Origin of the sequence: Aminipila terrae, from assembly GCF_010120715.1 — a bacterium.
Classification (GTDB): Bacteria; Bacillota; Clostridia; order Peptostreptococcales; family Anaerovoracaceae; genus Aminipila; species Aminipila terrae.
Genome location: NZ_CP047591.1, coordinates 763,526 through 787,313 on the forward strand (window position 1 = coordinate 763,526; position 23,788 = coordinate 787,313).

The following is a 23,788-nucleotide window of genomic DNA, read 5'->3' on the forward strand; positions in this document are numbered from 1 at the left end:
ATTTCATGAAAGATTTAAGAAAAACAGATAAATTCAGGAAGAATACTTTAATAAAAGTCCTGCATCACATCAGGCATTACTGGATGTTTTTAATTTCATCCATCCTTTTAGCAGCAATAACCGTAGCACTGACCCTCTATGTGCCTATACTCATTGGCAACACTATTGACCTGATTTTGGGAAAAGGACAGGTTAATTTCTCGGGTATCTTTCATTTGCTTACAAAAATTACCATTGTTGTATGCTCTACTTCACTTTTGCAATGGCTTATGAACATCATCAACAACAAAATAGCCTTCCATGTCATACGTGATATTCGCAAGGAAGCATTTGAAAAAATTGAAACTTTGCCTCTAAAATATATTGATTCTCATGCTTATGGTGAAATTGTCAGCAGAATTATTTCCGATGTTGACCAGTTTACTGATGGCTTATTGCTTGGATTCACACAGCTGTTTACAGGTATTATTACCATATTGGGTACGCTGTTTTTCATGTTCTCCTTAAATTGGAAAATTGCTCTTTTAGTAGTGGTTCTTACGCCGCTTTCCTTGTTGGTAGCCAGGTTTATAGCAAGAAAGACCTACCGCATGTTCTGGCTTCAGTCAGAAGCCAGAGGTGAACAGACTGCTTTGATTGATGAGATGATTAATAATCAGAAAGTTGTGCAGGCCTTTTCACACGAACCGGAAGTAATAGAACAGTTTGATGAAATTAATAACCGTCTTGCTGACTATTCCTTTCGTGCAACATTTTTTTCTTCCATTACAAACCCTGCTACCCGTTTCATCAACAGTATAGTCTATGCTGGAGTGGGACTTGTAGGAGCCTTAAGTTGTATTACCTCTGGGGGGACATTTACAGTGGGCCAGCTCTCATGCTTTTTAAGCTATGCCAGCCAGTATACCAAACCTTTCAATGAAATTTCCGGAGTGATAACAGAACTTCAAAATGCACTGGCATGTGCAGCCAGGGTATTTGAGCTCATGGAAGAAGAATCCCAGGTTGGGGAAAAGATTGACGCCACAGTCCTTAAAAATATTGAAGGAAATGTGTCCATAAAAAATGCAGACTTTTCCTATGCCCCTGATAAAAAACTCATTGAAAACCTGAACCTTACCGTAACCTCTGGACAGCGTATTGCCATAGTAGGACCGACTGGATGCGGCAAAACCACAATCATCAATCTGCTCATGCGTTTTTATGATGTGGACAGTGGCAGCATTCAAGTGGAGGAAAATGATATTCGGGAGGTAACCCGCAAAAGTCTCCGGAGCAGCTATGGCATGGTCCTTCAGGAAACCTGGCTAAAGGCCGGAAGTATCCGGGAAAATATCATCATGGGCAGCCCTGAGGCTACAGATGAAGAAGTCATTGCAGCAGCTAAAGCCTCTCATGCGCACAATTTCATTATGAACCTGCCTCACGGTTACGATACTATAATCAATGAGGATGGAGGAAGCCTTTCCCAAGGGCAAAAACAGCTTTTATGCATTACCCGTGTGATGCTGTGTCTCCCTCCTATACTAATCCTGGACGAAGCAACTTCATCCATCGATACCCGTACAGAGTTAAAAATACAAGAAGCCTTTGCCCTCCTTATGCAGGGAAGAACCAGCTTTATTGTGGCACATCGACTGTCAACTATCAGGGACGCAGATATTATCCTTGTTATGAAAAATGGTCGTGTTATTGAACAGGGTAATCATGAAGAACTTTTAAAAAAGAATGGGTTCTATACATCACTCTACAACAGCCAGTTTGAGGTATAGCATCCACCATGATCAGATTCATAAATCGAAGCAATTGCAAAATATGTTCTATGGTTTTTAACAAAAACCAAATTTGGCTGGGATTTTATGACTAAAGATTTTAATTACGAAGTGCCACAATGAAATTATAAGAGAATAAGTATTTTGCTCTTATAATTATAAAAAACAAAACCCACGGTAGCATTTTGGGCAAATGCTACCGTATTTTATGAAAGTTGAAACTTTATTGGTAGCCATTTCAAAAAAAGGCTTGGAATGTGTCAAAACTAATAGGTAAAGATGCAAAAAGCTACCGAGATTTAAGTAAAAATGATAATCATGGCAGCACCAACAGATAGACAATAAAAATGGAATTTTATTTCACTTTTCTACCTGGAAGAGAGCTTATCACTTTGCAACAGCCCTTATATTTAAATACTTATTTCACCAGTAGCAAGAGTAACTGCAAATCCTCCGACTTTTACTTTTTCTCTGCCATCCTCCAACACAATCTGTGTTGCTATCCGTGAGGGCCTCCCCATTTTTTCTCCCTGTATGACCGTGTTAATATGATCTTTTTTAACAATCCCCAAATCATAGAGATAGTAAGCTAAAGCCCCATTTGATGTTCCTGTAGCGGCTTCCTCGTCAATATCATATAAAGGGGCAAAGTTTCTCGCATGAATATTTCCGTCCCTGGCCTTTAATGTAAAGGCATGAACCCCCACCACTCCATACTGCTTTGATAATTCAGTAAGAGCTTTAAAGTCAGGATTAATCTTTTCCAGTTCATCTTCATTCCGAACAGGCATCATAATATCGATTAATCCCGTTGACACCTTTTTGGGAAGCAGTTCTATGTCTGGATATTCATCACTCCTGCCCTGGTTTTCTGAATCCAGACCCATAATAGCATATAATGCTTTTGTTGCCTCTCCTGCTGGAATCGTTTCAAAGATTTCAGGATCTCCCATATCCATCAGAATTGAACTGTCATTTACAACAATATTCAGTTCACCTGCTAAGGTCTCATTTATGTAGGTTTTACCCGGTTTAATCATTCCTTCCCTGAGTAATGTATAAAAGGAACCGATTGTTGCATGTCCGCACAGGTCAACTTCTGCTGCAGGGGTAAAATATCTGACATTAAACCGTTCACTACCTAATATCTTTATAAATGCAGTTTCAGAATATCTAAGTTCCGCTGCGGTTTTAACCATCACGTCATCTGAAGGAAAATCCCTTCCACTGGGAAGAATAACCACCCCAGCAGGATTCCCTCCAAATATCTGATCCGTAAAAGCATCCACAATACTAAATTTCACTGTACTCACCCTTTCCAATTAAATAAATTCAAAATACGTTCCTAATCCACTCTTTCTGGCAGTATCATATACCTTCACTGCGGTGACATTATCCTGTATTCCCATTCCTGTAGTGTCAAATATAGTTATTTCTTCATCACTTTCTCTTCCGGTTTTTTCCCCTGCTAAAAGCTGACCAATTTCCCCATAAATATCGTTCTCTTTTATAATTCCGGAGATAATGGCGTTTCTGGTTTCACCTCTGCTAATGCATTGTGCAACACTGTCGTTTACGACTTTTGCCCCTTTGAATATTTCAGGGTCCCACTCATTTTTTCCCGCCATATCTGCGCCTACTGCTACAATGTGCATGCCTGGCTTCACTAAAGATTTGTCTACCAGATACTTCTTTGATGGGGTTGTGGAGATAGCAATATCCACATTTTTCATAGCTTCTTCCGGAGTACCGCAAATGATCACTGCTGCGTTGGTATTTTTTCTACATCTTCTTTATACTGAGGCAGTTCTTCTTTATATTCACTAAAAACCCGTATCTCCTGAATATCCATCACCTGGCACAAAGCATATACCTGCATTCTTGCCTGTCCCCTGCTCCGAAAACTGCCACGGTCTTTGAGTCTTTCCGAGCCAGTAGTTTGGACGAAATGGCCCCAGCTGCGCCAGTTCTGATTCCCGTAATCAGACTGCCATCCATCACACAAAGAGGAGCTCCATTTTTTCCATCAAATAACAGTATTGTGCCTATCATAGTAGGAAGGTCATTGTTTTTTCCATTGTCATAAAAGCCCGAAGCAATCTTCACGGAAATCCTTTCATTTAACTTGTTATAGCAGGATTTAATATCCGTTTCCCCGTTGTTTTCGGGCATTTCCATAGATACGATATCTGGCTGTTGTACTTTTCCTGCATTATATGAAATGTAACCTTCTTCAACAGCATGGATAACCTCTTCCATAGATAACGCCTGTTCTACATCTTTTAAACTGAGTAATAAAGTTTTCATACCTACCTCCTTATTGTCCAGGTAAGCCTGCCTGGGCAAGCTTACCTGAACTTTAACAAATCACTAGACAAATTTTTCTTCAATTAGAAACTCCTCAAATTTAGCCAGGCTTTCTGGTACTCCTTTACGTCCATAACCCATTCTGAAATATTCACCTTCCATGTCATAAATATCAGAAGGTAACAACAATACACCTTTTTTGTCAACTGCAAGCTGACAAAATTCTTTAACTGGCATATCAATCAGCAGTTTATGAAAGGCAACTGGTCCACAGGTTATTGCTTTTTTCTCAAACAAATTTGGATACTTATCAAAAAATTTATCAACTAATTTTAAATTATCTTTAATTATATTTTTGCTTCTCTCTAATAGCTGGTCACTATGTCTTAATGCTACTTTAGATAGAAATTCGGATGGAGCCGAATCACAGATGCTCATATAGTGTTTGAATTTAACTACCTTTTCTAACGTTTCATGATCCTTTGTTACCAACCAGCCTACTCTGAGTCCTGCAAGGCCATAGGCTTTGGACATTACACCCAAAGACACACATTTATGGTAATAGTCAGCCATCCATTCTCTCTTTTCACCATCCAGCTCTAATCCTTTATATACTTCGTCAGAGAACAGATAAATATCATGTTTCTTACAAATATCACATAACTGCTTTATCTCCTCATTTGTAAAGGTATATCCTGTAGGATTGTTAGGAGAATTAACAGCAATTACTTTCGTATTGGGTTTTATTAGTGCTTCAAGGGCATCAAAATCTACCACCCATTTTTCCCCATCATCCTTTATATACCATTTTGAAAATTCACAATTTGGAACGGAATTGGCTACTTCATACGCTGACTGGTAGTTTGGATACATGGCAATCATGTGATCCCCTTCATTAAGCATTACATTCATATAACCGAAGATAGCTTCCTGGGCCCCATGAAAAACCAGTACATCCTCTGTAGTCATATCTTTATATAGTCCAGCAATTAACTCCCTCAGCTCAGGGTCTCCCCAGGTTTCAGTATAGCCCAGCCACTGATTTAAATAGGCCTCTTCGGCGCCCTTCTCCATGTCCAGTAATTCCCTGGTGGACATGGATTCGCAGTCTGATTGCGTTAGTAAATAAGGTGCGGTAAATTCATAAATTCCAAAGTAACATTCAAGTTTAAAATCATTAATTTTCATTTTTCATCCTCCGTTTTTTAGATTTTTTAATATGCGCAAATTATTATTTTTCAGGGCCCTTCTTTGGTATTTGACTAGATAATAACACGCTTTTTTCATATAAAACACAACCAATTAAAAAAATAAAACCAACCAACTTTATTTCACTTCATCCGTTTAGTTGAATAAAAAACATGAACCTGTTATAATCGGGCTATAACAGGTTACTTCTTTGAACAGGAGGATAAAATGAATTTTATTTTAGATGATAGTTTAGCGAATCTGGGTATTCATGACATTGTAATCGCCATTGTCCATGGGGTGGACCCAGCTGCTGTGTTAACAGATGAATTTCTAGAAACCTTAGAATGCAGAGAAAAAAAAGCACTGGCTCTTACACCAGATGAACTGGATCAGGATCCGGTCATTTCTGGTTATAAAGATTTAGTGCAAAAGGTGGGCAGAAGCCAAAAGAAAAATCCTCCAACTGCAGAAGCTTTAATAAAAAACATTCAGAGAAGAGGATCAATGCCTAGAATTAATAGTATTGTTGATATTTATAATACAGAAACACTAAATTCCTATCTTTCAATTGGCGCTCATGACTTAGAGAAGATTAAATTTCCAATTGAATTTACTATTTCCAAAAGAGAAGATATCTTCTATCCCATTATGGCCCCTGAAAAAAAGGTTGCAGATTATGATTATCTATATCGTGACCAGCAGGGTATCCTGGCGTATTTGGACTGTCGGGATTCTGAACTTTATAAAATCGGCGAGGAAACAAAGAACGTGCTATTTGTCATACAGGGTAATGAAAATACTTCTGCACTCTACCGCCAGGAGGCTTTAGAACGTATCTGCAAGAGTCTCAAAGAAATAATGCCTATGTTGGAATATAGCATACAGGTAATATCCATATAAGTTTACCTCTGTGTTTTTACTATTAAGTAAACGGCTGTGCAGGAAGCCTTTGCTCCGGGACTTTCAGCACAGCCGTTTATAAGATATTCTTTTAAATAATCTATCTAAATTTTAATGATTTGACGTTGCATATACACACCTACCTGCAGGGCTGTAGGTCATATCATATCCAAAGGCTTCAAGCACCGCGCGGGCAGGGATATACGTCCTTCCATCTTTTATCACTGCCACAGTGTCCATGGTTAAGTTCTTATCATTCACAGAATACTTTTCACTGCCTATATTTATTTTAATGTGTGTGCCCTTAAGATCGGCATCCACCGACTCTGTTTTACCTTTTGCATCATTACTGTAGCTCACATTGGCACCAATGGATTCCAATAATTTGCGTACAGGCACAAGGGTTCTGTTGTTTTCATCTATAAAGGGCATGCCCATTCCGTCTTTTGGATTGAATACTAAGGGCTTGTTGTCCATTACAACCCAGATATAATTGTTTATCTGCTCCTGATCCAGCTGGCCCATGGCATGAAGAGTGTCATCTATCATGGAAACAACGCTGGTATCATCATAGGTATCTTCATTTACATCGAACAACATGACCCCTCCAGCTTTCCTCATAGCAATCATTGTTTTTTCGCGAAGGGTATTAAGGCCATTATAGGTTGATTTCAGGGGCTCTGTATCTACAAAGTCTGTATATGCATATTGTCTGTTCATTTCCACCAGAAATCTATACTGCTGCCAGCTGGGCCTTGCGTAAAGAGGCATGCCCAGTACCAGTTTTTCTGCAGGTATATTTCTATAGGTTTTCCAATAGTTAATCGTTGTATTTGCATACCATATAGGACTATGATTTGGATCAGTGCTCAAATCGTAACACATCAGGCTGATAAAATCAAAGCAGCTCAGAGTTTTATCTGTCACTCCGGCTAAAGCTTCCCACACGTTTTTACCATCCGTACTCCCTGTACCTGGTAATGCCGTAGATAATCCCTTACCCATTGGTTTAAGCTTTTCAGACAACTGCACAACGGTCTTTTCATAATCTGCACTACTACTGTATCTTGGATACTCCCAGTCCAGTTCAACCCCATCAAACCCATACTGCTGTACCACAGCCATTATGCTATCTACAAAAGTCTTTCTTAAGTTGTCATCTGCCCCTATTTTCTCAAACACGGGGAACAAAGGTGTTCCATCTTTTTCTCTATAACCACCTACAGAAACAAATACTTTAGTCCCTGTACTATGGCATTTTTCAATCAGCAGCTTTATTTCTTCCGGTTCTTCAAATGGTTTACATGTACCATCCTCTTTAGGTATTAAAAAGCCATACATGATATGAGTGAGTTTATCGGATTGTAACTTCTCAACTGGTACATCAAACCATTCACCGCAGTAATAGCCGATAACTTTAAAATCCTCTGATTTCCTGTCTGATACTGTAACTGCAGTATTCTCCTTATTATTTTCACCCCCATAACTGACAACAGGTATGGGCATGACTACCACCATGATAACCACAAGCACTGTACAGATAAACGCGTTTTTTATCTGCTGCAATTTCTTTACTCCTATTTTCTGGTATACGTTTCTCTTCTTCATAATACTTTCCCCTATTAAGCTTTATTACCTTTCAAATACTTTTGATCCAAAGGCTCCACATACTACTTAATATACTAAATTAAAGCAGCGGAAAGTGCAAACAAATCTGAAAAATTATCCCAATTATTAGTTTTCTTCTGAAAAAATAATAGTATGTGCCAGACAGGCATTTTTTTCTCTTTCTCTGAGTATTTCAAAAAACTGCTCCTGGGTCATTTCACCACATTTTATTTTATAAGGATAATAATAATATAGAATGCCAGGAACGGATATATTAAGTAATGTCATTATGTTAGGACATCCTGAAGGGCCCATGGTTATCTTCATGGCATTTTGGGAAAAACTATGGTCCACTTTTAAGCCTACAAGTCTGTCAGCTATTTCTTCAATTAATATACATTCTTTAGCTGGATTTCTGTAAAATTTTATGTTTGCATCAACAATCAGCATTTGATCCATATCTATTTCTAATATGACAGAAATATCATGGGGTTCATCTATTAAATGTGATTCTGCAATCCATAAATTCTTTCCTTCTTCCTTTTCATAGTAATTTACCTTAAAATTTCGTTCAGCAGCTAATTTCATAAACCTTTCTCCTTCTAACTTAGTTTAATTATATTATATTTATGCATATACTCAGTACTGACTATATGCATAAAATAAAAAGGGTTATAATCCCCTTTCCATTTCTTTTAACCATTTTAATTCTGCCTGTAAATGATAAATATGATGATTAAAAATTGCTATAGTTCCTGCCTTGCCATTGTCAGGTATTATTTTAAGTGCTTCATCCCGATGATTCATCACACCATCCAGTTTCTTTTCCAGTTTCAAAATTGCGTTATGAATTGAATCTAGAAACTCGTTTTCATTGATTTTATCCTGAAAAAAATGATACCATCAAAAGGAAGTTCTAATTTTAGTTCTTCTGCCTGCATCTTTTTCAAGAGTCCATCAAAATACTTTTCTCCCTCTGCAGTGATACTATATACAGTTTTTTCAGGCCGGTTTCCATCTTTCTGGCAGGCGGCTGATATGTATCCATTTTGGTTGAGTTTATCCAGATGATAATAGATGGCAGGCAGTTTAATGTGAGCGAAATCAGAAATCTGCTCCTCCACCTTTTGCATTAACATATACCCATGCTGTGGCCCATATCGAAGTAAAAGCCCTAAAATATAAAACTGGATTTTCAACTATAACACCCCTTTTACTCAGTACTGACTATTATAGTAACATTATAAAGCATATAATCTATTTGTCAATATAATTGGAGTAATTATCAAATAAGTACCCTCCCTTGATCTTCTTCAATAAACCTTACCAAATATTCATTAAATTTCTCAAGCTGATCGTAAAACAGGAAATGACCACATGACTCAAGGGTATAAGAGTTGCATCTGGAATACTTTCTTTTTGAGTTTCTGCCAATGGAAAGAGACACACCTCATCATTGACACCATGAAGAATCAACGTAGGTACTTTAATTGTGGTCAGGTCCTGAAACAGACCTTCTTCATCCAGCCACGTATTGGCAATGGCTGCCGTAGCCCAGCTTGCTGCCTGGAGACCTAAATCAAATATCCAGTCAGAAAGTGAAGGGGTAACATAATTGTGAAATATCATATTTCCAAAGTTTCGAAGCATATCAGGACGATTATGATACGTGCCCTGTATTATATCCAGAACTGCCTGTTTTGGTAAACCATATGGAAAATAAGGCCGCTGAATCAAGCTTGGAGCTGCTGCAGCAAAAAGAGCCAGCTTTGACACACCGTACCCCTGGTGCCTGGCCATATAGCGTATTGCAATGGCCCCACCTGTAGAATGGCCTGCCAATGTAAAATTCTCCAGCTTCAATGCATTTACCACTGCCCGCACATCGTCTGATAACTGGTTATAATCATACCCGCTCCATGGCCTGGACGAAAGTCCAAATCCTCGAATATCCATACCTACGCACCGATATCCCATCTTTGGAAGTTGATTGTACTGATATTCAAAAAGATTGTGATTCCCAGGCCATCCATGTATGAATAAAATAGCCTCTTTTCCTGTGGGATTGATATCTTCCACATAAATGTACACATTCGGTTCCACATTTACATAGTATTCCACTTTAAATTCCCTCCTAAATTGTATTATTTATATAGAATACTCAAGGGGGAGCTAATTGTGCCATTTATTCAATTTAGATCATTGCTATTTCTTTAATATTTTTATTGATACTTTCCTCTCCAGATTTTTTTACATCCTCACCCTTTAAACTTTTTATTTCAATCTTGCTTTCAAGTCTATTGTCCTCATTCAGTGATTTTAACCGATCAACCCTGTCATTTTCTTTTTCATATCCATTGTGAGTATTAATTGCACTATCTACCTTTTTAATCAGAGCCTGCCATTGTTTTTCAGACATCATCATATTCTTTTCATTATCATTTTCTTGTTCTTTTTTAATCTTTTCCTTCATTTTTGCTTTCCAGTTTAATACTTCTTTATCAAATGCAGTTGTCTGTTCATTGCTGTTATATTTTATACCTGTTTTTTTTGATGATAAATCAATATTGTAGTTTTTATTTAGTGTTGTTATTTCCATAATAATATTCTCCTTACATTATTAAGCCAGCGTTAACAGATGATTACTTAATTCCAATCCTTCCCGCAATATAAATTCAATAGTAGCTTTCTCTTTTATTATCGGCAGATATCTGGGAATAATTAGTAAATTCTCCCTAAACAATTTTATTCAAGCTTTAAACCTTTTAAAAATTTATTATGAAAGTAAATAAACTTATTGTGAGAAAAAGCAATACATTGGTTGCTTTAAAAATCATATAATGATAATATATAAAAATAAAAGGATTACCGCTTTTCGTATGGCGGTCTGTCCTAACCGTAAATGATTAGTAAAGAGCCGTCTGGACCGAAAAGGAATAGGCGGTTTTTACTATTTACGAGAATATATTAACAAACAAAGTGTTATAGCTCCAACTACAAATAACCCTAAAGAGCTAAAAGCTCCAATGGCTTCATATGTAATCATATAGTATCGACCCCCTTAAAAATAGGAAGTGACTAAACCGCCAAACGGTAATCCTGAATAAATTATATCTTAAAGATTCAATATATACAATATTTTACTGTTAAATATTTCCTATCATTGCGGCATATTATTTATAATATATTCGGAGTTTCATTTACTCCTTCACCAAAACAAAAGAAGCCGATAACAATCGACTTCTTTTGTTTTATGTCATTTGTGCAATTTAGATGCAGGGCATTATTATTCTCATTCTGTGTACGATTTTTCATTATATAACTGCTCATTTTTTTCTTATCTGAAACCGTATGTAGTTAAAAAACATCTGGGTGTATATATAGAGATAAATTAAGCCGACTCCTATAATTAGGTATTCACAAGGAAATTTTGATTTCTCTACTGTATGATCAATTCTAAGACGAAGTGCATAGGAGCTGGCTTTACGCAAGTGCCAAGGAGAAGATACTATTACAGCTGTTTTCAATTTTTTATCTTTCATAATTTTCTCTGAGTTTACCAAGTTCTCATATGTACCTTTTGCCAGTTTCTCAAGTGTTATATTGTATTCAGGTACTCCTAATGAAAGCAAAGCATGTGCCATAACCTCTGCTTCACAGTAGCTGTTAGCTACTGCGGCACCATTACAAATAATGTTGTCCGAAACACCTTTATGGTATAATTCAGCAGCTTTTCTTATTCGTTCACGCAAAATCGGTGACACCGTTCCGTCGTTTTTAGCAGGATAACCGAGTACAATTATAACATCTCTTTTTTGCCCATCGTTATTCAATGCCTTCTTAAAATGAGTACAGACTATCACATTTATAACAACAAAGCACAGAAATACAAAAAACAAAATATACATTATAAACACTTACATCCTCCTTTTTATTGGACATATATGCAAAAGGCCTAATCTTTTATTTGGCTCTGCGTTATATCAATAATAATACAAAAATCCCAACTTAGCATACTATTAGAAGCAAAATAATAAAAGGATTAGAACCGTGATGGCTCAAATCCTTTTACTATCTTTAAAATTTGGTGCGGATAACAGGATTCGAACCTGCATGTCTGTTCAACACACGGACCTGAACCGTGCGCGTCTGCCAATTCCGCCATATCCGCATATTCTTTTAGAAGATTTACTCAAATAAAAGAGCAAACCAACATTTATATTTTATTCTCCTTTTCCTCTGATGTCAATTAAAATTTGTTATTTAAACTTACAAATTTGCAAATTATATATTATATTTCTAAAAAACGATAAAAATTCTCTTCTATACTTTTTTCTGCAAAATCTGCTGATATATTTTTTGACCCTGCGATTGCCTCTATAGCCCCTCTCAACATGGCGGGTATGTCTGCTGCCTTCGTCTTTCTACCCACTGCCCATTCTACAGCGCTTATTCCATCTGTCTCTACAAGGATTCTGCCTAAAGGTACTGAACTAATAATGTTTTTTACAGCATTATTGATTGTATAGTTTGGTCCCACCGTAAAATAGCAGTCCTGCACTATAAAGTTCTCCAGATATTGTTCACAGGAATACCAGTGAACTAATTTTTTAACTGAATAGTGCCTAAGGATTTCCCCTATTTCCCTTTCTTGTCCCTTGGTATGCAGGATAACAGGTTTCCCCAGCTTTTCTGCCAGATTAAGCTGCTGCATAAAAAGTTCCCTTTGTAATGTTAAATCACAGGTGCACCAAACACTGTCCATGCCAATCTCACCAACAGCGTGAGCTTTTTTATAATACGCTTCCATTGCATTTACTTCCCTCTGAATATGGCCTTGTATCTGCTTATAATCAGCGCTGTTGGATTCATCGGAATAATGGCAGAACTCATGGGTACTCCAGGGATGTATACCAAAAGAGGTAAAAATTCCGCCTATCTTAGATAGTTCATCAAATTCAGCGGGACAGGCTGCATTAGCCAAGACTACTAACTTCTTTTCTTCTATACACTGTTTGAAATCATCAAATTCAGCGGGATTCCGCTCCTCAATGCCGATTCCCAGACTGCTTCTGTTATCTATATGTGTATGGCTGTCGATAATCACTTTGGTTCAATTCCTTTCAATATCCGATAAATTTCTTTACGGACTTCATGCTGTTCAAAAAGCCATTCTTTATTACGCTCATTGGTTTTTATAACAATTTCCTTTTTCACAGAAGCGGGTTTTCCTGACAAAACAATTACACGGTCAGATAAATAAATGGCTTCATCTATATCATGTGTCACCAGAACTATGGTTCTACCCAGCTCTTTTCTGATATCCAGAAGCCAGTCCTGCATATCTCCTCTGGTGATCACATCAAGAGCACCAAAAGGTTCGTCTAAGAGTAATATATCTGCCTTACAAAGAGCAGTCCTTAAAAAGGCCGCCCTTTGTCTCATACCACCGGAAAGTTCATCCGGATATTTATTTTCATAACCAGCAAGACCGAATTTATCAAAGTTTTTCAGAGCCTGCTCCCTTGCATTCCTTAAATCTCCGTGGATTCTGCCGTATAGACATACATTGTCCATAATGTTCTTCCATGGGAATAATAAATCCTGCTGGGGCATATAGGCAAAATGTCCTGAAATCCTATCATTCAAGACCCCATCGATAAGAACACAACCTGTATCAGCCTTTATGAGCCCGGCCATAATATTGAGCAAGGTTGATTTTCCACAGCCTGAAGGTCCTAATATACTTACAAATTCACCTTCTGCTGCCTCCATATTCATTTTTTCCAAAATTGTTTCGCCCTTGAAAGAGCAGCTTACATCTGTAACCTTTAACTTCATAAATCCGACCTTCTTTTAACTAAATCCCTTGTTTCAATGAATTACTTTGGCAGATATTCATTGGTATAACATTCTGCCGCCGGAATTCTCTTCTTTATCAGTCCATTTTCCAGCATAAAATCAGTATAATTATCCCAGACAGAATCCTTCATTGTTCCCCAGGTATTGCTGTCCTCACTATATTTTCCAGCCAGATACTCCTGAGATTCTTTCAGCATCCCCAAATCATAGGAATCAGCATACTTATGCAGAATTTCTGCTGCTGCATCTGGATTTTTCATAGCATATTCATACCCTTTTGTTGTTGCTGCCAGAAAAGCTTTTACCATCTCCGGATCTTTTTTAAGTGTGCTGTTATTAGCTATGATTACCGGTGTATAGTAATCCAGTCTGGGATCCAGTTTCCTCAATTCCATATAATTTACATCAATCCCCTGTCTCTTGGCACCAATTCCGTCCCATGCCCAGAACATCCATATAACATCAATATTTTTCTTTAATGCATCATAATTTACGTTATCGGATGTAACCATTTTTAATTTGCTGAAATCTGCACCGTACTTTTCCATTACTGCATGAATAACCGCTTCTTCACCAGGAGAACCCCATCCGGAATAAGTCTTGCCCTCAAAGTCTTTTGGAGATGTAATATTTTTGCCCACATAGGACGCAAAACCGGAAGTGTTGTGCTGGATAACCGTAGCAATAGCCTTAATAGGAAGTGGATCTTCGGATGCCAGGGCATACGTAACATCCTCCTGATAGCTGACACCGAAATCTCCTTTTCCTGCTGCAATTAAAGTCGGTGTCACACCATCCGTAGGCTCAATTATTTTAACGTTCAATCCTGCTTTTTATAAAAACCCAGTTCTTTTGCTGCATACAGTCCAGTATGGTTTGTATTTGGAACATAATCCAAAATCACTGTAACATCCCGGAGTTTCTTCTCTTTGCCAGCAGTCTCCTGCTTATTTCCATTGCAGGCAGCCAGTGACATAATCAAAGTCAGAATCAATCCCAAAGCCAATAATCTTTTTTTCATTTTCCTTCTCCTTAATTCTTCCGTAAATTCGGCATCAATATATACTGTAATAATTTAACACAGCCATTCATAAATAAGCTGAGCAAAACAATAACAACAACACAGGCGAACACTTTATCTAACATATATCCGTTTTTTAATCTCAGCATGTAATATCCAAGGCCACTGTCTGAAGAAAGCCATTCCCCAACCACAGCTCCAGTAATGCTATAGGTTGCTGCAACTTTAAGACCAGAAAACAGGGACGGCGCAGCTGCAGGGATCTTAACCATGCTGTATGTCCTTAAGCTTCCTGCTCCAAAGAGCCTGGCCAGATTTATCTGATTGATATCTACCTGCTTCATTCCATCAGCAAAGTTTATGACAATGGGAAAAAAGCACATTAGCACAACAATCAGAATTTTAGGAGCCATACCAAAGCCCAGATAAATGATAAAAATGGGAGCCAGTACAATAACCGGAACAGTCTGGCTTACCACCATAATAGGATAAGTAGCTGTGCGGAACAGTTCAAATTTATCCATTACAATAGCCAGAATTATGCCGGCTATTACTGCTATCACAAGCCCTATAGCCGTTTCTTTCAAGGTTATCATTCCATGCATAAAAAGCATGTTTCTCTCTGCAATTAAGGCATAAAATATCTTGGATGGTGCCGGTAAAATGTATAAAGGAATCCCGGATATGCGCACTGCCATTTCCCAAATACCCAGGATTATTATAAATACTACAGTGGGGACGTATATTTTTCTATTATCAACTTTTCTCATATTGATTTTCCTAACTAATTAACTAAAAAGAGTGTTTCTCACGGAAACACTCTCAAAAATCTCATATATGAATAGACATTTTATTATAAAAGCTTTCCTATCGGCGGTACTAACCACATCAGGTTCAAAGGGTTCAGCATAATGCAATCTCAGCTCGGTAAAAACCTTGCACCCCCAGCATTCTTATTTTATTTTCATTAAGAGTCTACACCAAACGGCTTTGGTTGTAAAGGGATTTAATTAGTTAAATACACCTTTTTTCTCCATATCCGTTATCTGCTCCTGTGTAAAACCAAGTTTTTTCATTACTTCGTGGGTATGATGTCCTATAGGATAGCCTCCATGTAAATACTCTACAGGGCACTGGGAAAGTTTCACAGCAGTACCCAGCTGTTTTACCTTTTTCCCTCCTGAAAGAGGAACCTCAACTTCAACAACCATATTTCTTGCTTTGAGCTGTTCATCTTTTATCAAGGCTTCATCCAGATTAAGAACGGGCTCTACGCATACATCTTTGTCCTTAAAAACTTCTTCCCACTCCTTCAGGGTCTTTTCCTTTATTATATTTTTAATATCAGCTTTTACGTCCTCAATGTTCTCAGGCCAGATGCTCCCCTCTGCATACTCCGGCTTTTCTATGCAGATACAGAAGTTCTTCCAGAATTGTGGTTCCAGACAGCCCACACTCAGATGTCTTCCATCCTTTGTTTCATAGAAATCATACATACATCCGCCATTGAGCCTTCCTTCCTCCCGCTCAGGTTCCTTACCAGTGGCAAGAAAACCAGCTCCGTCCATGGAATTGAACGGAATTAATCCATCATACATGGATACATCTATGTACTGCCCTTTTCCAGTATTGCTTCTGTAATGAACAGCTGCCAGAATCCCAATAACAGAATTCATGGACCCTACTGCCACATCTGCTATCTGCATATTGGTGAGAACAGGCCCCGTGTTTTTTCTTCCGGCCAGTGCCATGTTTCCGCTCCTGGCAAGATAGTTTATATCATGTCCGGCTCTCATTTTTAAGGGACCCGTCTGTCCATATCCTGTAAGCGAACAGTAAATGATTTTTGGATTTACTGCTTTTAATGCTTCATAACCAAGCCCCAGTTTTTCCATTACGCCGGGTCTGAACTGCTCCATTATGATATCATATTCCATAATTAATTTTTTTACGACTTCTAAGGACTGAGGTTCCTTAAGATTCAGCGATATGGTCTTTTTATTTCTGCCAAGCCAGGCCTGATTTACGGATACCTGAGTATCTTCTATAAAAGGCGGATAATCTGTAACGATATCCGCCTTACTCTTTGAGCTTACTTTTAAAACCTCTGCACCCATATCCGCCAACATGAGTGTGGCAAATGGCCCTGGCAGCAATGTAGAAAAATCTAATATTTTCAAACCATCTAATGCGCCCATACTATTCTCCTAAATTTTTATATTCGCACAAATTATCACTTATTCACATTCTACGGGAGTTAATTCTCCAGTAACTGAATCCATTATAAATCCTCGGATTCTTACATCTTTAGGAATCAACGGATGATGCTTTAAAATATCCAGAGTGTTTCTCACAGAGTTTTCTACGCAGTCAAAACCTCCCAGCCATGTGTCAAAATCTACGCCACAGTAATGTAACAGATTAATATGCTCTTCGGATATGTTTCTTTCTTTCAGTTTCTTAATCATTTTCTGTGCATCCATACTTTGTGCACCACAGTCTGTGTGGCCAATGACCATGACATCCTCCACCTGTAAGTCCAGGATAGCCACAAGCAAGCTACGCACCGCACTTCCGAAAGGATGGGATACCACTCCTCCGGCATTTTTAATAATCTTAGCATCTCCGTTTTTTAACCCTAAAGCAGCAGGAAGTAATTCCAGCAGGCGGGTATCCATACAGGTTAAGATGGCCAGCTTTTTATCCGGATATTTATTGGTGATATATTTCTCATAACCTTTGTTGGCTACAAATTTTTTGTTAAATTCCACGATATCATTAATCATTTCTTTTCTCCTCCATTTCCTATTTCCCTTCTTCTCTTTTTACGTATACTGTTGGTCAGTATGACCACTATAGAAAATACCACAAATGCAGGCATTACCCAGTCCAGATAAGCATCATCCTGTGACAGAACGTCTGTCCAAAGCTGATCTACGAACAAATTGGTTTTTTCCGATAAGTTAACAAATGCCTGAGTATGCTTTAAATCTTCCACTGGTGGGTATAAGTCCTTATCGTTTCGTATTTCATCATCCAGAAGTTTGACAGCTTCGGTATTGGGTGATGAATACATAATAAATTTTGCATTGTCTGCTGCAACCTGAGGCTCATTTAGAAAGTTAATATACATTTCTGCTGCTTCTTTATTATTTGCATCCGATGGAATACATACCGCATCATAATAAATATTTGTATTGTCCGGTATGTAAACTTTCAAATCCGGATTGACTTTCTTCATTACATAGTAGTCCCCTATATAATAAGGTGCAATAGCCGCTTCGTTTCCCTGCATTTTGTCAAAAATCTGATCCATAACATAAGCCTGAACCAAAGGTTTCTGCTGTTTTAGCACTTCTGCAGCCTGTTCCAGTTCCTTTTTATTCTCCGTATTTATACTGTATCCTAATTTTTCAAGAGCCAGTGCAAAGGCATCTCTGGAATTTTTAAACATGAGTATTTTGTCAGCATATTCAGGATTCCATAATTCATTGATACTGCTTATTTTATGCCCTATTAATTTCTCATTATATATGATGCAGACACGTCCCCACATGTATGGGACGGAATACTGGTTTTCAGGATCGTACTCCGGGTTTAAAAACTCTTTACCAATGTATTTAAAATTAGGAATATTGTCATAGTTAAGAGGCTGTATCATTTTTTCCTGTATCAGTCTTGATACCATATAGTCAGAAGGAAATATAACATCATAGGAATTGGCTCCGCTCTTTAATTTTGCGTACATTCCCTCATTTGTTTCATAGTTGGAATAATTGACCTTAATCCCTGTGAGTTTTTCAAACTCAGCATTAGTGTCCATCATCCCATCTTCACCGGTTGAAATATATTCTCCCCAGTTATACACATTTATTTCAATGTCTTTTCCCTTAAATCTGCTGTAATACTGTTCATCATACTTCTGAACATTTTTTGCCTTGTAATTGGTTTCTGCTGCTGCTGTTAAAGGTGAAATAAAAAGGAGCACTCCCATAATCATAACAAGACTCATAGCTGCAATATTTTTCAAACTTTTTTTATGTATCATTATTGCGCAGCACCATCCTTCCCTTTAAGGCTGACCTGTTTTAATTTTTTCTCATTTCTGCGTTCCAGTAAATTTACAATCACTAAAACTGCCAGAACCGCTATAAAAATCATAGTGGATAAAGCGTTTATCTCTGGGCTGACACGTTTCTTTGTCATAGCATAAATCATAACGGATAAGGTCTGGTGCTTGGCCCCGGTAGTAAAATAGGACACCACGAAATCGTCCATGGAAAAAGTCAGCGCCATTAGAAACCCAGCCATTATCCCGGGCCTGATTTCATGGATGGTTACCTTCAGAAATGCCTGTAAAGGATTACAACCCAAATCCATAGCTGCCTCCACCAGTGAATGGTCCAGCTGGCGAAGCTTCGGCAGAACATTCAATATGATATAAGGAACATTAAAGGTTATATGAGCCAAAATTAAGGTAGTCCAGCCAAATTGAAAATCAATTCCCATTGTGGCAAACCATTTTTTTGCTGTAACGAATAAAAGCATAAATGACACACCTGTGATAATTTCAGGATTTATAATAGGAACATAGGTTAAATTCATTACAACGGATTTCAGTTTTGCATCCATCTTTTCCAGCCCAAAAGCTGCTGCTGTCCCCATTACCGTAGCAATCACTGATGAAACAAGTGCTACAACAATAGTCGTCCAAAGGGCATCCATCACAGCTGCATCACTGAATAACTGTACAAACCACTTTGTGGTAAACCCTGTAAAAGTTCTTCCTTTCGTGTCATTGAACGAAAAGATAATCAAGATCATAATAGGCAGATATAAAAACGCCAGAAACACCCCGATATATGTTTTTGAATACCATTTCACAGTAGTCTTTCCTCCACTCCTTCATCATCCAGAAATCCTGATACACTCATGCACATCAGAACCAACAACATCAGTACTAACGAAATCGCTGAACCTAAATTAGGATTGTATGCATTTCCTAAGAACTGCATTTCAATAATATCTCCTATAAGCTGATTGTGTCCGCCTCCCAGCATTTGGGATATGATAAAGGTACTTACAGCAGGCACAAAAACCATCATTACACCAGTTTTAATACCGGGCTTGCTCAAAGGAAACACAATCTTGGTAAATACCTCTCCCGGACCAGCCCCTAAGTCCTGGGCTGCCTCAATCACATCATTCTGGATTTTTACCATGACGGAATGAAGGGGCAGAATCATAAAGGGAATATAATTATAAATCATACCTAATACAACTGCTCCCTGGGTATTAATCATTTGTAAATGTCCCAAGCCAATAAAACTTAATATATTGTTTATCACACCGTTATTTTCCAAAAGAGTCATCCATGCATAAGTTCTAAGCAGGAAGTTCATCCACATAGGCAGCATCAGGAGCATGAGTAAGGTCCTGCTGCCTACACCTTTCATTCTGGACATAAGATAAGCCATAGGATACCCGATAACCAGACAAAGTACTGTTGAAATTGCTGCCAGCCAGATGGATTTTACAAATACAGATGAATATCGGCCTGCCTGCACTAAATTTTGCATGCTTAAGCTGCCCTGCATGTCCGTAAAGGCAAAATACATAATCAATCCAAGAGGAACAGCAATAAAGACTACTGTCCACATCAGATATGGATAAGCTGCCTGTCTTGAATTCATTTCTTTTCCTCCATTTTTCTCATTACATGTATATCATTTGGAGTAAGGGTCATCCCTATCATTTCTCCAACTTGCTGACTGTCTGTAGAATGGATGAGCCAGTTAAATCCGTGTCCGCTTACGGTGATTTCATAGTGGACTCCTTTAAATATAATATCTTCTACTCTTCCAGTTATTTTTCCCTGTTCGATAGGAACCACATCTATATCTTCCGGCCTTACAACAACATCAACAGCTTCCATAGGTGTAAAACCGGCATCTTCGCATTGGAAAAGAACCCCTGCAAACTCAACCAGGTAATCTTTATGCATCACCCCACTGATAATATTGCTTTCTCCGATAAAATCTGCTACAAAAGCATTTGCGGGCTCATTGTAAATGTCCTGAGGAGTCCCGCTCTGTAATATCTTCCCATTTCTCATAACGATGACCCGGTCTGACATGGTTAATGCCTCTTCCTGATCATGAGTAACATACACAAATGTAATCTTTAATGCCTGCTGAATCCGTTTCAGCTCAATCTGCATATCTTTTCTTAGTTTTAAATCAAGTGCTCCCAAGGGTTCGTCCAGTAGCAATACTTTCGGCTCATTGATCAGTGCTCTGGCAATGGCAACTCTCTGCTGCTGTCCTCCTGACAGCTGGTTTATGTTTCTGTTTTCGAAACCGGATAGATTCACAAGTTCCAACATGTTTTGAACCTTTTTATGAATCTGGTCTGCCGGCATTTTCTTTAATCTAAGTCCAAATGCCACATTTTCAAACACGTTTAAGTGTGGAAATAATGCATACCTTTGGAATACTGTATTGACATGACGCTGATAAGGCGGCAGCCCGTTTATACGTTTTCCATCAAAGAAAACATCACCTGCAACAGGATTCACGAATCCTCCTATGATTCTTAGGGTTGTGGTTTTACCACAGCCTGATGGGCCTAAAAAGGTTATAAACTCTTCATTTCTTATGTCAAGATTTAAGTTGTCTATAACTCGTTCTCCATCATATTCCGCTGCTATATTCTGCAAGCTGACAATAATGTCATTCATCATTATTCTTCCTCCGAAAATTAGTACAGTAGTTACTCCAAATTGATATTATATCATGATGCAATATTTACTTCAATTAAGGTATACACTTTTTTTCATGCAATTAAAATCTTTCTGTTTTTTCGTTCATAATAATATATATTGTAGGATAAACGTTCCTCTTTAGATACCTGCTCTTCATTGACGTTTCTGACAAGTTCTTTCAGCCATAGCTTATCTTCTGGCCTTGAAGGCAGTACAATCACTTCATGGATGGAGGATGGCAGAATATATAGATCCGAATCTAACTTTTGTGACAGGCTGTACAATTCCTCTTCATAGGTTATACATACGGCTCCATTCATTCCAATATCGTTGGAAATCACATATAAATCCGACTCTTCTTTTATACCCTGTTCCAGCATTTCACTAACTATATCGTCCAGCTTTTTTACTTTTATTGGCAACAGCTTTTTTGTATTTTGTCTGGCAGTTTCATAAAGCTCCTCTTCATTAATCTTTAACAGCTTCATAAAGTCATAATCAACCAGTATAGTTCCCAACTGATTATCTTCTGATGAAACCATACACCTGTAAATGATAGATAAATCTAAAAAATCTTTATGTGGGGATTTTTTCACAAGTTCCCGGTTCTCTTCAGTATTAATCAGGATCATAATAAGTGTGTGGCTGAACTTGGATATACCCTCTTTAAATTCCTCTTTTTTAACATTAATCTCTTCCTCCTATTATTTACATTTTTATATATATTTTACATTATATTCCATTTAAATTGTTTTACAAGTCTCTTTTAAAAAAGTAGTCCGTATTTAATAAATTTTTTTAATGGTATATGCAAAAGAGTTGCATATACCATTTATCTGAAGTAAACTTCGTGTTTGTACTTGACATTTCTTTATTTTCATAGTAACATGAAGCAAACTTCTGGTGAAGCAAGCTTCACTGTTCGGGAGGGAATCATGAGAACAAAAGTGAAAGAATTAAGAAACAAAGCAAATCTGACACAACAGCAGTTAGCAGACTTAGTTTATGTTTCATCAAGAACCATCATTTCTATTGAAAAAGAACAGTACAGTCCTTCCCTTATGCTGGCTTATCGAATGGCAGAGGTGTTTGAAACAACAGTGGAAGATTTATGTTGCCTGAAAGATAATAAAGAATTGGAGGATAAACAGCGTGAAGATTTATGACAAAAAGAAACTTGTATACGGAATTATGTCTCTACTCTTAGGCTTAACTCTACTGGCATTTGGATTTTTAAAAGGATTTGATGCGAAAAGCATTATTCTATGCATTTTAATGTTGCTGATTGGTGCCGGTGAGTTCTTTATCAGTATCAATAAAGAAACCGCAAAAAAGGAACACATTGAAGAATTCGATGAACGGAATCGGCTTATTTTGCTTACATCTACCAGCAGAGCTTTTCACATAGCAAAAAATATCAACTTTGTTTTGATGCTTTTCTTTCTGATTGTAGGAGCAAAACATGAGGCCCAGCTCATTATGGGTGTCGGAATGGGTTTTGCGTTTTCTTTTTCTGTGATGATGTTTACAGATATTTTTTCCAGCTTCTATTATGAAAAACACATGTGAGGGAGAAATAAGAATGACTCAGACACATATTTTTTCATTTCAAAAACCAGAATTTCATATGCACGATTGTTATGTAACCGATGTGTCATTATCTGAACAATCTCTGGTTTTTGAATTAGAGCACGGGATATATATTTTAAAAAATAAAGATTATATCCGAACAGGTCCTGCAAAATTGGTTTTTGCTAAACTTTCTAATCTAGAATGTGAAATTCAGTATCTCCGTGATAATCACAGAGAATGTGTTGATACCGATGTATTAGAAAAAGATTTAGAAAGCGGATATATTGACATGATATATGAAATGTACAATGAATCCGTTGCCCACTTTGAAGGAATTTTGATTCAAGGCACAGCGTGGAAAACAGTTGAAATGAATATTTTCTTCCATGAGCTTACTATTTTTTATGAAGAAAGAGAATTAAGCGCAGATGAATAATAAAACATCAATGAAGCATCTATTTAAAATGAGCGTGACGAGCAAATAAACACACGCTCCAAAAGTCATGAACTGGAATTTGTGATAGCCCCAACACAGATATTGACTGTAATGCGCTTGATTAAAGGAAATGCCGCATGGAAGCTGAGTGTTGACCGCTTTATGACCATTGTAGACAGGTATACCGATATACAGAAGCTAACGCCCGAAATCGTGCGTGAATTTGTAGAAAAGATTGTTGTACATGAACGTTCCGAACCGCACAAAAAGAAAAATTATACCCAGCAGGTTGATGTCTATTTCAACTTTGTGGGCAAGGTTTAGGGTAAGAGAAAAGCCGTAGGACTTGATATTCT

The 23,788-nt window shown here is 37.7% G+C and carries 30 protein-coding genes, 1 tRNA gene and 1 riboswitch; of the genes, 6 read left to right on the forward strand and 25 right to left on the reverse strand.

From position 1 onward, the window contains the following. The first annotated feature begins 5 nt into the window (after positions 1 to 5). Complete coding sequence (locus Ami3637_RS03565) at positions 6 to 1,772, forward strand: ABC transporter ATP-binding protein (protein ID WP_162361354.1); 1,767 nt, start codon at positions 6 to 8, stop codon at positions 1,770 to 1,772. Between the two features lie 410 nt (positions 1,773 to 2,182). Here the strand turns inward: Ami3637_RS03565 and Ami3637_RS03570 are convergent, their stop codons facing one another. From Ami3637_RS03570 to Ami3637_RS03580, 4 genes are all read right to left on the reverse strand, one after another. Further along, positions 2,183 to 3,076: a PhzF family phenazine biosynthesis protein gene (locus Ami3637_RS03570; protein ID WP_162361355.1), complete on the reverse strand. Its 894-nt coding sequence runs from the start codon at positions 3,074 to 3,076 to the stop codon at positions 2,183 to 2,185. An 18-nt stretch (positions 3,077 to 3,094) separates the two neighbouring features. Beyond that, the gene (locus tag Ami3637_RS17820) at positions 3,095 to 3,535 is read right to left on the reverse strand and encodes an ornithine cyclodeaminase family protein (protein ID WP_279286690.1); all 441 of its coding nucleotides are present in this window, start codon (positions 3,533 to 3,535) and stop codon (positions 3,095 to 3,097) included. 88 nt (positions 3,536 to 3,623) lie between these two features. Then, positions 3,624 to 4,079: an ornithine cyclodeaminase family protein gene (locus Ami3637_RS17825; protein WP_279286691.1), complete on the reverse strand. Its 456-nt coding sequence runs from the start codon at positions 4,077 to 4,079 to the stop codon at positions 3,624 to 3,626. 63 nt (positions 4,080 to 4,142) lie between these two features. Then, positions 4,143 to 5,267: an aminotransferase class I/II-fold pyridoxal phosphate-dependent enzyme gene (locus Ami3637_RS03580; protein ID WP_162361356.1), complete on the reverse strand. Its 1,125-nt coding sequence runs from the start codon at positions 5,265 to 5,267 to the stop codon at positions 4,143 to 4,145. A 228-nt stretch (positions 5,268 to 5,495) separates the two neighbouring features. Between Ami3637_RS03580 and Ami3637_RS03585 the strand changes: the two genes are divergently transcribed. Next, positions 5,496 to 6,170 (forward strand): B3/B4 domain-containing protein, encoded by a 675-nt coding sequence (locus Ami3637_RS03585; RefSeq protein WP_162361357.1) that lies wholly within the window; start codon positions 5,496 to 5,498, stop codon positions 6,168 to 6,170. A gap of 111 nt (positions 6,171 to 6,281) precedes the next feature. Here Ami3637_RS03585 and Ami3637_RS03590 read toward each other — a convergent pair whose 3' ends face one another. The 21 genes from Ami3637_RS03590 to Ami3637_RS03680 form a co-directional block, all read right to left on the reverse strand. Further along, positions 6,282 to 7,778 carry a glycosyl hydrolase family 18 protein gene (locus Ami3637_RS03590; RefSeq protein WP_162361358.1) on the reverse strand — a complete coding sequence of 499 codons (1,497 nt, stop codon included), beginning with the start codon at positions 7,776 to 7,778 and terminating at the stop codon, positions 6,282 to 6,284. 126 nt (positions 7,779 to 7,904) lie between these two features. Continuing rightward, positions 7,905 to 8,366 carry a DUF2889 domain-containing protein gene (locus tag Ami3637_RS03595; RefSeq protein ID WP_162361359.1) on the reverse strand — a complete coding sequence of 154 codons (462 nt, stop codon included), beginning with the start codon at positions 8,364 to 8,366 and terminating at the stop codon, positions 7,905 to 7,907. Positions 8,367 to 8,450: 84 nt separating this feature from the next. Further along, on the reverse strand, positions 8,451 to 8,615 hold the full coding sequence (locus Ami3637_RS17260) for a hypothetical protein (RefSeq protein WP_243158095.1): 165 nt from the start codon (positions 8,613 to 8,615) through the stop codon (positions 8,451 to 8,453). A 20-nt stretch (positions 8,616 to 8,635) separates the two neighbouring features. After that, entirely contained in the window at positions 8,636 to 8,977 is a 342-nt protein-coding gene (locus Ami3637_RS17265; RefSeq protein ID WP_243158096.1) for a PadR family transcriptional regulator, read from the reverse strand. A 124-nt stretch (positions 8,978 to 9,101) separates the two neighbouring features. Continuing rightward, the gene (locus Ami3637_RS03605; protein ID WP_330586805.1) at positions 9,102 to 9,899 is read right to left on the reverse strand and encodes an alpha/beta fold hydrolase; all 798 of its coding nucleotides are present in this window, start codon (positions 9,897 to 9,899) and stop codon (positions 9,102 to 9,104) included. A gap of 73 nt (positions 9,900 to 9,972) precedes the next feature. Continuing rightward, positions 9,973 to 10,377, reverse strand: a complete 405-nt coding sequence (locus tag Ami3637_RS03610; RefSeq protein ID WP_162361360.1) for a hypothetical protein — start codon at positions 10,375 to 10,377, stop codon at positions 9,973 to 9,975. 578 nt (positions 10,378 to 10,955) lie between these two features. Beyond that, positions 10,956 to 11,093, reverse strand: a complete 138-nt coding sequence (locus tag Ami3637_RS03615; protein WP_162361361.1) for a hypothetical protein — start codon at positions 11,091 to 11,093, stop codon at positions 10,956 to 10,958. A gap of 11 nt (positions 11,094 to 11,104) precedes the next feature. Next, complete coding sequence (locus Ami3637_RS03620; protein ID WP_243158153.1) at positions 11,105 to 11,686, reverse strand: YdcF family protein; 582 nt, start codon at positions 11,684 to 11,686, stop codon at positions 11,105 to 11,107. Positions 11,687 to 11,863: 177 nt separating this feature from the next. Then, positions 11,864 to 11,949 (reverse strand) — tRNA-Leu (locus tag Ami3637_RS03625). A gap of 120 nt (positions 11,950 to 12,069) precedes the next feature. Beyond that, entirely contained in the window at positions 12,070 to 12,885 is an 816-nt protein-coding gene (locus Ami3637_RS03630) for a TatD family hydrolase (RefSeq protein WP_162361363.1), read from the reverse strand. Next, positions 12,882 to 13,619 carry an ABC transporter ATP-binding protein gene (locus Ami3637_RS03635; RefSeq protein ID WP_162361364.1) on the reverse strand — a complete coding sequence of 246 codons (738 nt, stop codon included), beginning with the start codon at positions 13,617 to 13,619 and terminating at the stop codon, positions 12,882 to 12,884. Before Ami3637_RS03635 ends, Ami3637_RS03630 begins: the two co-directional genes overlap by 4 nt. 41 nt (positions 13,620 to 13,660) lie before the next feature. Further along, positions 13,661 to 14,464 carry an ABC transporter substrate-binding protein gene (locus Ami3637_RS03640; RefSeq protein ID WP_330586806.1) on the reverse strand — a complete coding sequence of 268 codons (804 nt, stop codon included), beginning with the start codon at positions 14,462 to 14,464 and terminating at the stop codon, positions 13,661 to 13,663. Next, a complete protein-coding gene (locus Ami3637_RS18240; protein ID WP_330586807.1) occupies positions 14,461 to 14,661 on the reverse strand; it encodes a hypothetical protein in 201 nt (66 codons plus the stop codon). Before Ami3637_RS18240 ends, Ami3637_RS03640 begins: the two co-directional genes overlap by 4 nt. A gap of 11 nt (positions 14,662 to 14,672) precedes the next feature. Continuing rightward, the gene (locus Ami3637_RS03645; RefSeq protein WP_162361365.1) at positions 14,673 to 15,431 is read right to left on the reverse strand and encodes an ABC transporter permease; all 759 of its coding nucleotides are present in this window, start codon (positions 15,429 to 15,431) and stop codon (positions 14,673 to 14,675) included. A 77-nt stretch (positions 15,432 to 15,508) separates the two neighbouring features. Continuing rightward, positions 15,509 to 15,617, reverse strand: a riboswitch (TPP riboswitch). Between the two features lie 54 nt (positions 15,618 to 15,671). Continuing rightward, positions 15,672 to 16,859, reverse strand: a complete 1,188-nt coding sequence (locus tag Ami3637_RS03650) for a CaiB/BaiF CoA transferase family protein (protein ID WP_162361366.1) — start codon at positions 16,857 to 16,859, stop codon at positions 15,672 to 15,674. Between the two features lie 39 nt (positions 16,860 to 16,898). Continuing rightward, a complete protein-coding gene (locus tag Ami3637_RS03655) occupies positions 16,899 to 17,447 on the reverse strand; it encodes a beta-class carbonic anhydrase (RefSeq protein WP_162361367.1) in 549 nt (182 codons plus the stop codon). Next, positions 17,444 to 18,709: an ABC transporter substrate-binding protein gene (locus Ami3637_RS03660; protein WP_162361368.1), complete on the reverse strand. Its 1,266-nt coding sequence runs from the start codon at positions 18,707 to 18,709 to the stop codon at positions 17,444 to 17,446. Before Ami3637_RS03660 ends, Ami3637_RS03655 begins: the two co-directional genes overlap by 4 nt. Next, complete coding sequence (locus Ami3637_RS03665) at positions 18,709 to 19,545, reverse strand: ABC transporter permease (protein WP_243158097.1); 837 nt, start codon at positions 19,543 to 19,545, stop codon at positions 18,709 to 18,711. Before Ami3637_RS03665 ends, Ami3637_RS03660 begins: the two co-directional genes overlap by 1 nt. Next, positions 19,542 to 20,354, reverse strand: a complete 813-nt coding sequence (locus Ami3637_RS03670; RefSeq protein ID WP_162361369.1) for an ABC transporter permease — start codon at positions 20,352 to 20,354, stop codon at positions 19,542 to 19,544. The genes Ami3637_RS03665 and Ami3637_RS03670 overlap by 4 nt, the downstream gene beginning before the upstream one ends. Next, positions 20,351 to 21,400, reverse strand: coding sequence for a spermidine/putrescine ABC transporter ATP-binding protein (gene potA, locus Ami3637_RS03675; protein WP_334297047.1), 1,050 nt, complete (start codon positions 21,398 to 21,400; stop codon positions 20,351 to 20,353). Before potA ends, Ami3637_RS03670 begins: the two co-directional genes overlap by 4 nt. A 95-nt stretch (positions 21,401 to 21,495) precedes the next feature. Then, positions 21,496 to 22,116 carry a DUF5688 family protein gene (locus Ami3637_RS03680; RefSeq protein ID WP_330586910.1) on the reverse strand — a complete coding sequence of 207 codons (621 nt, stop codon included), beginning with the start codon at positions 22,114 to 22,116 and terminating at the stop codon, positions 21,496 to 21,498. Between the two features lie 243 nt (positions 22,117 to 22,359). Here Ami3637_RS03680 and Ami3637_RS03685 point away from each other — a divergent pair, with 243 nt between their 5' ends. The 4 genes from Ami3637_RS03685 (at position 22,360) to Ami3637_RS03700 (ending at position 23,756) form a co-directional block, all read left to right on the forward strand. Further along, on the forward strand, positions 22,360 to 22,590 hold the full coding sequence (locus tag Ami3637_RS03685) for a helix-turn-helix transcriptional regulator (protein ID WP_162361372.1): 231 nt from the start codon (positions 22,360 to 22,362) through the stop codon (positions 22,588 to 22,590). Continuing rightward, positions 22,577 to 22,993 carry a DUF2178 domain-containing protein gene (locus Ami3637_RS03690; protein WP_162361373.1) on the forward strand — a complete coding sequence of 139 codons (417 nt, stop codon included), beginning with the start codon at positions 22,577 to 22,579 and terminating at the stop codon, positions 22,991 to 22,993. Before Ami3637_RS03685 ends, Ami3637_RS03690 begins: the two co-directional genes overlap by 14 nt. A 13-nt stretch (positions 22,994 to 23,006) precedes the next feature. Next, the gene (locus tag Ami3637_RS03695; RefSeq protein WP_162361374.1) at positions 23,007 to 23,432 is read left to right on the forward strand and encodes a hypothetical protein; all 426 of its coding nucleotides are present in this window, start codon (positions 23,007 to 23,009) and stop codon (positions 23,430 to 23,432) included. An 81-nt stretch (positions 23,433 to 23,513) separates the two neighbouring features. Continuing rightward, positions 23,514 to 23,756, forward strand: coding sequence for a DUF4368 domain-containing protein (locus Ami3637_RS03700; RefSeq protein ID WP_243158098.1), 243 nt, complete (start codon positions 23,514 to 23,516; stop codon positions 23,754 to 23,756). The last annotated feature ends 32 nt before the right edge of the window (positions 23,757 to 23,788 follow it).

Coding starts and splice junctions, on each gene's coding strand:
- Ami3637_RS03650 (WP_162361366.1), bottom strand. CDS start 16,859: ATGGGCGCATTAGATGGTTTGAAAATATTAGATTTTTCTACATTGCTG.
- Ami3637_RS17825 (WP_279286691.1), bottom strand. CDS start 4,079: ATGAAAACTTTATTACTCAGTTTAAAAGATGTAGAACAGGCGTTATCT.
- Ami3637_RS03670 (WP_162361369.1), bottom strand. CDS start 20,354: ATGAATTCAAGACAGGCAGCTTATCCATATCTGATGTGGACAGTAGTC.
- Ami3637_RS03565 (WP_162361354.1), top strand. CDS start 6: ATGAAAGATTTAAGAAAAACAGATAAATTCAGGAAGAATACTTTAATA.
- potA (WP_334297047.1), bottom strand. CDS start 21,400: ATGAATGACATTATTGTCAGCTTGCAGAATATAGCAGCGGAATATGAT.
- Ami3637_RS03585 (WP_162361357.1), top strand. CDS start 5,496: ATGAATTTTATTTTAGATGATAGTTTAGCGAATCTGGGTATTCATGAC.
- Ami3637_RS03590 (WP_162361358.1), bottom strand. CDS start 7,778: ATGAAGAAGAGAAACGTATACCAGAAAATAGGAGTAAAGAAATTGCAG.
- Ami3637_RS03695 (WP_162361374.1), top strand. CDS start 23,007: ATGACTCAGACACATATTTTTTCATTTCAAAAACCAGAATTTCATATG.
- Ami3637_RS03615 (WP_162361361.1), bottom strand. CDS start 11,093: ATGAAAAATCGTACACAGAATGAGAATAATAATGCCCTGCATCTAAAT.
- Ami3637_RS18240 (WP_330586807.1), bottom strand. CDS start 14,661: ATGAAAAAAAGATTATTGGCTTTGGGATTGATTCTGACTTTGATTATG.
- Ami3637_RS03645 (WP_162361365.1), bottom strand. CDS start 15,431: ATGAGAAAAGTTGATAATAGAAAAATATACGTCCCCACTGTAGTATTT.
- Ami3637_RS03685 (WP_162361372.1), top strand. CDS start 22,360: ATGAGAACAAAAGTGAAAGAATTAAGAAACAAAGCAAATCTGACACAA.
- Ami3637_RS03660 (WP_162361368.1), bottom strand. CDS start 18,709: ATGATACATAAAAAAAGTTTGAAAAATATTGCAGCTATGAGTCTTGTT.
- Ami3637_RS03635 (WP_162361364.1), bottom strand. CDS start 13,619: ATGAAGTTAAAGGTTACAGATGTAAGCTGCTCTTTCAAGGGCGAAACA.
- Ami3637_RS03620 (WP_243158153.1), bottom strand. CDS start 11,686: ATGTATATTTTGTTTTTTGTATTTCTGTGCTTTGTTGTTATAAATGTG.
- Ami3637_RS03655 (WP_162361367.1), bottom strand. CDS start 17,447: ATGATTAATGATATCGTGGAATTTAACAAAAAATTTGTAGCCAACAAA.
- Ami3637_RS03595 (WP_162361359.1), bottom strand. CDS start 8,366: ATGAAATTAGCTGCTGAACGAAATTTTAAGGTAAATTACTATGAAAAG.
- Ami3637_RS03580 (WP_162361356.1), bottom strand. CDS start 5,267: ATGAAAATTAATGATTTTAAACTTGAATGTTACTTTGGAATTTATGAA.
- Ami3637_RS03610 (WP_162361360.1), bottom strand. CDS start 10,377: ATGGAAATAACAACACTAAATAAAAACTACAATATTGATTTATCATCA.